The organism is Marinobacter shengliensis, from assembly GCF_003007715.1.
GTDB lineage: Bacteria > Pseudomonadota > Gammaproteobacteria > Pseudomonadales > Oleiphilaceae > Marinobacter > Marinobacter shengliensis.
The window spans coordinates 37,958-46,992 of record NZ_PXNO01000002.1; the positions used below are offsets into that span (position 1 = coordinate 37,958).

At 58.3% G+C, this 9,035-nt stretch carries 8 protein-coding genes; 5 read left to right on the forward strand and 3 right to left on the reverse strand.

Annotated features, from left to right (window positions below):
* Positions 1-336 precede the first annotated feature (336 nt).
* On the forward strand, positions 337-1,668 hold the full coding sequence (locus C7H10_RS00600) for a DEAD/DEAH box helicase (protein ID WP_106693255.1): 1,332 nt from the start codon (positions 337-339) through the stop codon (positions 1,666-1,668).
* A gap of 109 nt (positions 1,669-1,777) precedes the next feature.
* Here the strand turns inward: C7H10_RS00600 and C7H10_RS00605 are convergent, their stop codons facing one another.
* Both C7H10_RS00605 and C7H10_RS00610 read right to left on the reverse strand, forming a co-directional pair.
* Entirely contained in the window at positions 1,778-2,506 is a 729-nt protein-coding gene (locus tag C7H10_RS00605) for an OmpW/AlkL family protein (RefSeq protein WP_106693256.1), read from the reverse strand.
* Positions 2,507-2,674: 168 nt separating this feature from the next.
* Positions 2,675-3,139, reverse strand: a complete 465-nt coding sequence (locus C7H10_RS00610; protein WP_061332016.1) for a winged helix-turn-helix transcriptional regulator — start codon at positions 3,137-3,139, stop codon at positions 2,675-2,677.
* An 89-nt stretch (positions 3,140-3,228) separates the two neighbouring features.
* Here C7H10_RS00610 and C7H10_RS00615 point away from each other — a divergent pair, with 89 nt between their 5' ends.
* Both C7H10_RS00615 and bamE read left to right on the forward strand, forming a co-directional pair.
* Complete coding sequence (locus C7H10_RS00615) at positions 3,229-4,341, forward strand: NADH:flavin oxidoreductase (RefSeq protein ID WP_106693257.1); 1,113 nt, start codon at positions 3,229-3,231, stop codon at positions 4,339-4,341.
* 153 nt (positions 4,342-4,494) lie between these two features.
* Positions 4,495-4,806, forward strand: coding sequence for an outer membrane protein assembly factor BamE domain-containing protein (gene bamE / locus C7H10_RS00620; RefSeq protein ID WP_052009733.1), 312 nt, complete (start codon positions 4,495-4,497; stop codon positions 4,804-4,806).
* Positions 4,807-4,830: 24 nt separating this feature from the next.
* On the opposite strand, the gene C7H10_RS00625 is transcribed toward bamE, so the two are convergent.
* Positions 4,831-5,469, reverse strand: coding sequence for a TetR family transcriptional regulator (locus C7H10_RS00625; RefSeq protein WP_106693258.1), 639 nt, complete (start codon positions 5,467-5,469; stop codon positions 4,831-4,833).
* A 572-nt stretch (positions 5,470-6,041) separates the two neighbouring features.
* On the opposite strand from C7H10_RS00625, the gene C7H10_RS00630 reads away from it, so the two are divergent.
* Both C7H10_RS00630 and C7H10_RS00635 read left to right on the forward strand, forming a co-directional pair.
* The gene (locus C7H10_RS00630) at positions 6,042-7,625 is read left to right on the forward strand and encodes a flavin-containing monooxygenase (protein WP_106693259.1); all 1,584 of its coding nucleotides are present in this window, start codon (positions 6,042-6,044) and stop codon (positions 7,623-7,625) included.
* Positions 7,626-7,773: 148 nt separating this feature from the next.
* Positions 7,774-9,035 (forward strand): S-type pyocin domain-containing protein (locus C7H10_RS00635; RefSeq protein WP_146136783.1); only part of this gene is annotated, 1,262 nt, incomplete at its 3' end.

The window sequence follows — 9,035 nt, forward strand, 5'->3', positions numbered from 1 at the left end:
TATGAAAGGATGTTTGGAACAGGTACGGCGTCTAGTGACCGGCAGGGCGGGTCAGAGTTCCATTTATTCGACTGGAAATGAAAGCCTGCTAATCAAAACCACCTATAGCTATTTCTCCAGCCCTCTGTTACCGTGCCTGCATCCTGCCTCTAGGGATTCCGCAGTTTCTGGCCCAAAGCCGCTTTGCGAACCATCCATACGACCTGTCAGAGGACGTCACCCCGAATTCGGCGCGTGACCGTAGTCGTCTTTTATTCCATGAATGTTCATGGCATCTGCCCGCATTCGCCGCATCCGGTGTTCGTGGAGGCAGAATCAATCAAGAGTATATTTTATATGAGTTTTTCTTCCCTCGGTTTGTCCGAGCAGCTGGTCCGTGCCACTTCCGATCAGGGTTATGACACCCCTTCTCCCATTCAGCTTCAGGCGATTCCTGCCGTGTTGTCTGGTAGAGACGTGATGGCTGCGGCCCAGACGGGTACCGGCAAAACTGCCGGCTTTACCCTGCCTCTTTTGCAGCGCCTGGCTGATAACCCGCGCAATGGCAAAGGCCCCCGTGCGTTGATTCTGACGCCCACCCGGGAGCTGGCAGCACAGGTGCACGACAGTGTGAACCTTTACAGCAGATACGTTCCAACCAAGGCCGCTGTGGTGTTTGGTGGTGTGAAAATCAATCCGCAGATGATGAAGCTGCGCAAAGGCGTTGATGTACTGGTGGCGACACCGGGCCGCCTGATGGATCTTTATCAGCAGAACGCCGTGCGCTTCAACGAAGTGGAAATCCTGGTGCTGGACGAAGCCGACCGCATGCTCGACATGGGCTTTATCCGCGACATCCGCAAGATTCTTGCCCTGTTGCCGGCCAAGCGCCAGAACCTGTTGTTCTCCGCCACCTTCTCCAACGAGATTCGTGGTCTGGCTGAGGGCTTGCTGGATAACCCGGTGCAGGTAGAAGTGGCTGCCCGTAACACCTCGGCTGAAAGCATTGTTCAGTCGGTTTATCCGGTCGACCAGAGCCAGAAGACCGCCCTGCTGAGCAAGCTGGTGCGTGACAATGGCTGGGAGCAGGTACTGGTATTCACCCGTACCAAGCACGGCGCCAACCGCCTGACCCAGAAGCTGGAAAAAGACGGCATTACCGCCGCTGCCATCCACGGCAACAAGTCACAGGGTGCCCGCACCCGTGCGCTGGCGGATTTCAAGGCCGGCGAAGTGCGTGTGCTGGTTGCTACCGATATCGCCGCCCGTGGCCTGGATATCAAGCAGCTGCCCCAGGTGGTGAACTTCGAACTGCCGAATGTGCCGGAAGACTACGTGCACCGCATCGGCCGTACTGGCCGCGCCGGCGAAAGTGGCCATGCGTTGTCTCTGGTGAGCGCCGATGAAGGCAAGATGCTGGCAGGCATTGAGCGGTTGATCAAAAAGCAGCTGCCGCGCAAGGAAATCGAAGGCTTTGAACCGAAGAACAACCTGCCGCTGAAGCCCAAAGCAAAGGCCGACCCGAGCAAGGCTCGTAATCGTCGCCCTCAGGGTGGCGCAGGCAAGAGCTTTGGCCCGAAACCGGCCGGTCGCAGCGGCGGTCGTGGCCGTGGTGGTCAGGGCGACGGCCAAGGCCGTGGCCAGGGGCAGGGCAGAAGTGGCCGCCCGGCTCAGCGCCAGAGCGCCTGATCACCCCGGTTCTCCAGACATAAAAAAGCGGGGCTGCAAAACAGCCCCGCACAGGAGAACGCACCAGCTGGCAGCCCACAGACCAGAAGGCTGCCAGGGGTACGTGGGATCAGAACTTGTAGGTGAAACCGACCATGTAGACCATGGGGTCGATTTCAACTTCGAACTTGTCGGTCTGTGCGGCGAAGTCACCGTTCGCATCGTAAACCTTCACACGGGCATCGGTATTGATGTCTGCCCACCAGATTGCCGCGTTAAGACCAAAATTCTCACTCAGCATGTAGTCCATACCCACTTCCACGGCCACGCCAACACTGTCGTCCAGGTCCAGTGACGTGCGGGCTCCGGGGATGCCGTATTCTGCAGCAACCACGCTATCCAGAGTTCCGGTGGTCTTCTCTTCAAAGAAAGTGGTGTAGTTGACGCCCACGCCCACGAACGGCTGGAAGGCTGAAGAGCTTGCCATCGGGAAGTACTGCAGTGTCAGAGTTGGCGGCAGGTGCTTGGTTTCGCCCAGCTTGATGTCACTCGGAATATCGCCGCCACCGTTGATGTTGTGCTTGAATGGGGTTGCACCCAGCAGGCCGACACCGAGGTTGTTGGTGAACATATAGGTGGCACGCAGGCCCAGCTGTGTATTGGAATCGACGGTGACTTTTGAATCCGCACCGGAAAGCAGCGGCGCGCCACCCACAGTGATAGAGTCACTGGAATCATCCGGCGCCACATGCACAACACCCGCACGCAGAATGAAATCACCTGCTTCGAAAGCCTGAACCGCCGGTGCAGTTGCCATCACAGCCGCTGCCAGAACACCCAATTTGAAACCACGAGACATAGCCATCTCCTTATCCATTAAAAGTCGATGGGCTCAATGTAATGGAGCGGGGCCGGGGAAACTTGATTTAGCGCAAGAAATGGCGGGCAGCGGATTTGGATTGGTGTGGCTCTTGATTCAGCTCAAAAAAACCGAGGTGTTTCCGGAGAATGCGGTTTGCCCTTATGGTCAGGCCGTTTTGCTGTCGCTTTCAGCATTGTCGGGAACAAACACATCACGGATTGACAGTGGTTGGCCTTCGGCATTTCGCACGGTAACCGGTTGCACCGGCTTACCGGTATCGCGATCGCGCAGGTCCAGCGGCTGCCCGTCAGGCGCCGGGTTCCATTTGTCGCCCCACTGGCGCAGGGCCACCACCACCGGGAACAGATCCCGGCCTTTATCGGTCAGGCGGTACTCAAAGCGGGAGCCGTGCTCGCCCACGTCTACTTTGCGAAGCACTTCGTTATCAACCAGGCGTGCCAGGCGGTCGCACAGAATGTTCTTGGCAATGCCCAACTGCTGCTGAAAATCCACAAACCGACGGGTACCGTACATGGCGTGCAGCACAATCAGCAGGGACCACCAGTCCCCGACTTCATTCAGGGCGCGGGCGACGGAGCAATTGGAGTCATCAAAACGTTTTCTGGCCATGTAAGGGAGTGTACCGAATAGGGTTGCATTTTGAAACCGAATTTAATAGGGTTGCTTAACGAAACCAAATTAATGAGGTTGCACATCACATGAGTATGAATCTTGGTCCTATGTTTGAGCCGTTTGAACTTCACAACCTCAAGCTGCGTAACCGCGTAGCCATGGCTCCGATGACCCGTAACTTCTCGCCCAAGGGCGTACCCGGCCAGAACGTGGTGGACTACTACCGCCGCCGCGCCGAAGCCGGTGTTGGCCTGATCATCACCGAGGGCACCATCGTGAACCACGCGGCGGCCAACGGCTACCCGAACGTACCGGCTTTCTACGGTGACGAAGCCCTGGCCGGTTGGAAGAAAGTGGTTGATGCCGTGCACGAAGCCGGCGGCGCCATTTTCCCGCAGCTTTGGCACGTGGGTGCCGTGCGTAAAGAAGGCACCGAGCCGGACCCGTCCGTTCCCGGTTACAGCCCGTCTGGCCTGTTCGCCCCGGGCAAGCCCAACGGCAAGGCCATGACCAAGGAAGACATCCAGGACGTGATCAAAGCCTTCGGCGACGCCGCCCAGGACGCCAAGGCGCTGGGTTTTGACGGCGTGGAAATCCACGGCGCCCACGGCTACCTGCTGGACCAGTTCCTGTGGGAAGGCTCCAACCAGCGTGACGATGAATACGGCGGCAGCCTGGAAAACCGTCTGCGCTTTGTGGTGGAAATCGTGGAAGAAGTGCGCCACCGCGTGGGCCCGGATTACCCGATCATGCTGCGGTTCTCACAGTGGAAGCAGCAGGCGTATGAAGCAAAACTGGTGAACAGCCCGGAAGAGCTCGAACGCTTCCTGAAGCCGCTGGTTGAGGCCGGCGTCGACATTTTCCACGCCTCCACCCGCCGCTTCTGGGAGCCGGAATTCGAAGGCTCGAACCTGAACCTGGCCGGCTGGACCCAGAAACTTTCCGGCAAGCCGACCATGTCTGTTGGCAGCGTGGGCCTGACCGAAGACTTCATCAGCGGCACCTTCGCCAGCAAGCAAGAAGCCGTGGAGCAGTCCGGTATTGATGAGCTGGTTGAGCGCATGACCAACGGCGAATTCGAGCTGATTGCGGTAGGTCGTGCTTTGCTGCAAGACCCGGAGTGGCTGGTGAAAGTGAAAGAAGGCCGGCTGAGTGAAGTGGAAGCCTTCGCCAAGAAATCCCTGGCCAAGCTTTACTGATCGATCTATCCCTTCGATCCTGCTTGCCGCGGCGCCTGTTCAGGCCTCGCGGCTTTTCTGTGGGTGAAAGTTATCCGGTTGTTAATCGCACAGTTTTACAGAACCGCTATGCTGTGTTCAGTAATGACTCAACCATCGAAAAAGGAGTTGGATATGGCAGTGGCTCGACATCTGAAACTGGCTGGCATGGCCTTGCTGTTGGCGACCCTGGTGGGCTGCGCGACGGTGGGCCGAGATTTTGCGACCCATAACGTGGACCAGATCCGCATTGGTGAAACCACCCGGGCGGACATTCAGGACATGTTCGGGGAACCCTGGCGTACCGGGGTGGAAGATGGCAAGCGCACCTGGACCTACGGCAAGTATCGCTGGTCTGCCTTTGGGGATGCGGAAACGACGGACCTGGTGGTGCGGTTTAATAGCGATGGCACGGTGTCATCCTACGTGTTTAACACCACCGAGTAAGGCTGTTCAGTGCCGGGGTGGGCTTCAGGTTCGCCCCGGTGTCGTTTTCAGCGTCAGGACATCCACAACGTCCAGCTCTTCAATCAGTGCCCCCCGGAACTGCCGGTTGATAAACCGTTCGGTCTCCTGCTGAATGTTTTCCCGCTGCTCGGGCTTCTCGATGTAATCCATGGCCCGGAACAGGATGTAGCGGATGGTCATGTGGGAAATCTCATGCACCACATTGGCCCCCACGCCCGGCACCAACCCCCGCTCCAGAATATCCTCCGCCATCTCTCGGGCACTGGCATCCAACTGCGCCTCCAGCGCTCTGCGCAACACCGGCGAGGGCCCGTGCAGCTCGCGGACGGCGACGGTGGTGGCGGCGGGGTTAGCGAGGAAGTAGTGATACACAAAGGTGACGGTGTCGTGTGACGCCTGCTCGGATGAATCCGCCATCTGCCGCAGTTGTCGCACGCCGGTTTTCATGTCCTCTGCGATATACCCCAGTACCTGCAGCCCGAACTCGTCCAGACTCTTGAAGTGCCGGTAAAAGGTATTCGGATTCAACCCCGCCTCGCGGGCCAGCTCCCGCAGCCCCAACGACGTCAGGCTCCGTGTTTCGGTAATCAACCGCAATGCGGCCTGCACCAGTTTCAGTTTTCCGCCGGCCAGTGTTTGCATTTGTTCCTCGTTCTTTGGGAGTTAGGCTGGTTCGGTGCCCGCTTCCGTTTCTGGAGTTAGTCCACTCTGGTGGAGCTTTCGAAAACCGCTGTAAATACGTCCCTGTACGCTTGCTTTCCGCCATCCATGGCTCCAAGCATTTTCGAAAGCTCCACCAGAGCGGACTCTCGAACATTGGCATATGGATTCCTTCCCAAAAGTTCAATTTGAGAGACGGCTATCACAATAGTTTAACGGTTGGTTTGGGGGTGGGCTTCCAAAACTGTGCGGAGCCATGGATGGCGGAGCCCAAGCGTCACATGGATGTGCCGAAGGAGCGTGTTTTGGAAAGCCATCCCCAAATCAACCAAACACCATAAGCCGAAGGCCAGCCGATCCCACCTACCTAAGCAAGCGGCGAACCGAGCACCCAACTAAAGGCCACACAGGCCAACAACCTGTCACCAAGGGCCAAACACCCGAACCAGAGTATACAAGTGTCTACCCATGGCGGTATACATGTGTCTACCGGTCAATGATGACCATCTAGACAACAACAGGCAAGGCCAAACAGGCCACACAGGAGTGCAGCAATGACACAAACCGCACAGATCGCCATCATCGGCACCGGCTTCTCCGGCCTCGGCATGGCCATCAAACTCAAAGAAGCCGGCTTCAACAACTTCGTCATCCTCGAACAGAGCGACGACATCGGCGGCACCTGGCACGAAAACCACTACCCCGGTTGCGCATGTGACGTGCAATCTGCGCTGTACTCCTTCTCATTCGAACAGAACCCCAACTGGACACGCATGTTCGCGCCCCAGCCGGAAATCAAAGCCTACCTGCGACACTGCGCGGAGAAGTACGGCCTGATTGAACACATCCAGCTCAACACCCACGTGGCCGGTGCCCGTTGGAATGAAAGAACCGGCGCCTGGACCATCGAAACCTGCGACAGTCCCAAACTTTGGGCCTACATGGAAGCCAACAACCTGAAGCCCGGAGATGTCCTGGATCGCAGCGACAAAACCCTGCCCAGGTTCCGCAAGCTGCACGCCGAGGTTCTGGTGTCCGGCATGGGCGGCCTGAGCACGCCCGCCTATCCGGATATCAAGGGCATGGATACCTTCACCGGTACCAGCTTCCACTCCCAGAACTGGGACCACGATTACGACTTCCGCGGTAAGCGAGTGGCGGTGATCGGCACCGGTGCCTCGGCCATCCAGTTTGTGCCGGAGATCGCCAAGGATGCGGCCCACCTGGACCTCTACCAGCGCACACCACCGTGGATCATGCCCAAGCCGGACCGTGAAATCCGCCCGCTGGAGCGAATGATGTTCAAAAAGGTGCCGCAAACCCTGAATGCGTTTCGCCAGAGTATCTACTGGATGCTGGAAGCCCGGGTGCTGGGCTTTGTTGGCAACCCGCGCATCCTGAAAATCGGTGAGCTGCAGGCGCGTCGTCATATTCGCAGTCAGATCAAGGACAAGGAACTGCGTAAAAAAGTGACGCCGGATTTCCACTTCGGCTGCAAGCGGGTGCTGATCTCCAACAACTACTATCCGGCGCTGGATCAAGATCATGTGGACGTGCTCACCGATGGCATCCGTGAGGTGAAGGGCAATACCATCGTGGATACCAACGGCACCGAGCGCCAGGTGGACTGCATCGTATACGGCACCGGCTTCAAGGCCCAGGAACCTATTCCCCGGGGCATGATCTACGGCCGCGGCGGCCAGGACCTGCTCGATGCCTGGCGCGAAGGCGCGGAAGCCTACAAGGGCACCACCGTGGCCGGCTTCCCCAACTTCTTCATGCTGATGGGCCCGAACACCGGCCTTGGGCACAGCTCCATGGTGTACATGATCGAATCCCAGGTGCAGTACGTGCTGGATGCCCTGAAGAAAATGCAGCACCGGGGCTGGAAGACGGTGGAAGTGAAGGAAGATGCCTTCAGCCAATACAACGCCTCGATTCACGCCAAACTCGGCGATTCCGTGTGGCAGACCGGCTGCAAGAGCTGGTACGTGAACGAGAACGGCAAGAACACCACCCTGTGGCCGGGCTTCACCTGGCAGTTCCGGCAGCAGACCAAGCGTTTTGATGCCGAGCAGTATGTGTGTGAAGCTACGGAGGTGATGGAGCAGGGTGGCGAGCCGGCGTTGGTTGGCTAGGGTCGGAGAAATGGCAGAGTCCGAGCCTGGGTGGGCCGGGCTCTGCGGCTTTTTCTGGTTTGATCTTGGATAGGCGCCAGCTTTCCGGTACATTTGTCCACACTACAGGCATGGATTGTGCCGATTAATACTTTGTGGAAACACGGACGTGACCAGAATAGCAGACCCGCACTCGCTTGCGCTTCACGAAGCGTTGATGATCGAGGGTGGCTGGGACCAATACTCCGATAGGGAATTGGCCAGCTACCTTTCGAGCTCCAGTTTTACCCCTGCCCGATTACGAGACCAGCTTGCCAGTGGCGAACTGGTGTTGCTGAAAGAGATCCCGGCGGTTCCCGTTTTCAGTCTGGTATCCGGGCGCATTGTTCCCACTGAAAGCACCTCTGCAGCCATTGCAGAGAATGCCGTCACGGCCTTCGAAAAACGCTTCGGTGACCGGCAAGCGTTTCCTTCCAGAGGCACCGCCTACGCTCATTCCGATAGCCTGCCACCACCGCCCAAGCTCGACTACACGCCGGAACCCCCGGTGATTGAGCCACCACCTGAGCCTCTACCCCCGCCGGTGGTGATCTCGGAAAACTTTGGGCTTCCGCCCCTGGGGCCCAAGGTATTCGCCAAGTCTTGCACCCGGCCCTCCGGGGATACCGACAGTAATGAGGGCGAGGAAAAGGCCAGCAATTTCGGCACCCTTGCGATGCTTGCCCCCGCCACGGTCACCAGCCCTGGGGCAAACGGCTTGCGGCCGCTGGGCCTGATCTCTGGTTCGGCAATGAGACTGGCAAAAGGCTGGGCCATGGCCGCGCGCATTGGTGCCGGAGTACTCAGCACCGCCGGCAGTGCAGTGCTGTTGGCACTCTGGCCATCCAAATTGGGCGACAGCACCCTGTACACCGAGGAAGAACTGCTTGAGATGGCTGAGGCGGCCATTCGGGTGCGTTTTCATCTGCACGTGGATGCCACCGGAAACCTCCGGGTGGCCGGCTATCACGTCAACGACAGCACCGGATACAAAGACCGGGTTCCGGTTGCTCACGCAGAGCTCAAGGGCGAGAATTTTGAAGTGGTGGTTGATGACGACTTCACCCTCGTGTGGTACCCGGATGACAGCGGCCACCGCCCGGTAGTGAGCACCGAATACCCGGCGGATTCCGGTATTGATCCCTACAGCATTCTGGTGACACCCATCCAGGAGGATGGCCAGGAACATTCGCCACCCGGCTACCAGCAGCCCTTTGAGGATCAGGTTGAGCTGATCGTGAGCTTTCCGGCGGACAGCGGGATTGAGCCGTTGTATTTGGTTTTCCGGAAGACTGCTCGCGATGAACGAGGGGTGGTCACTGGAGGCGGAGAAGAAATTACCGGAATCTGGTTAGAGAATGCCTCAAGAGATCTTGGAGCGCCGATACCTGC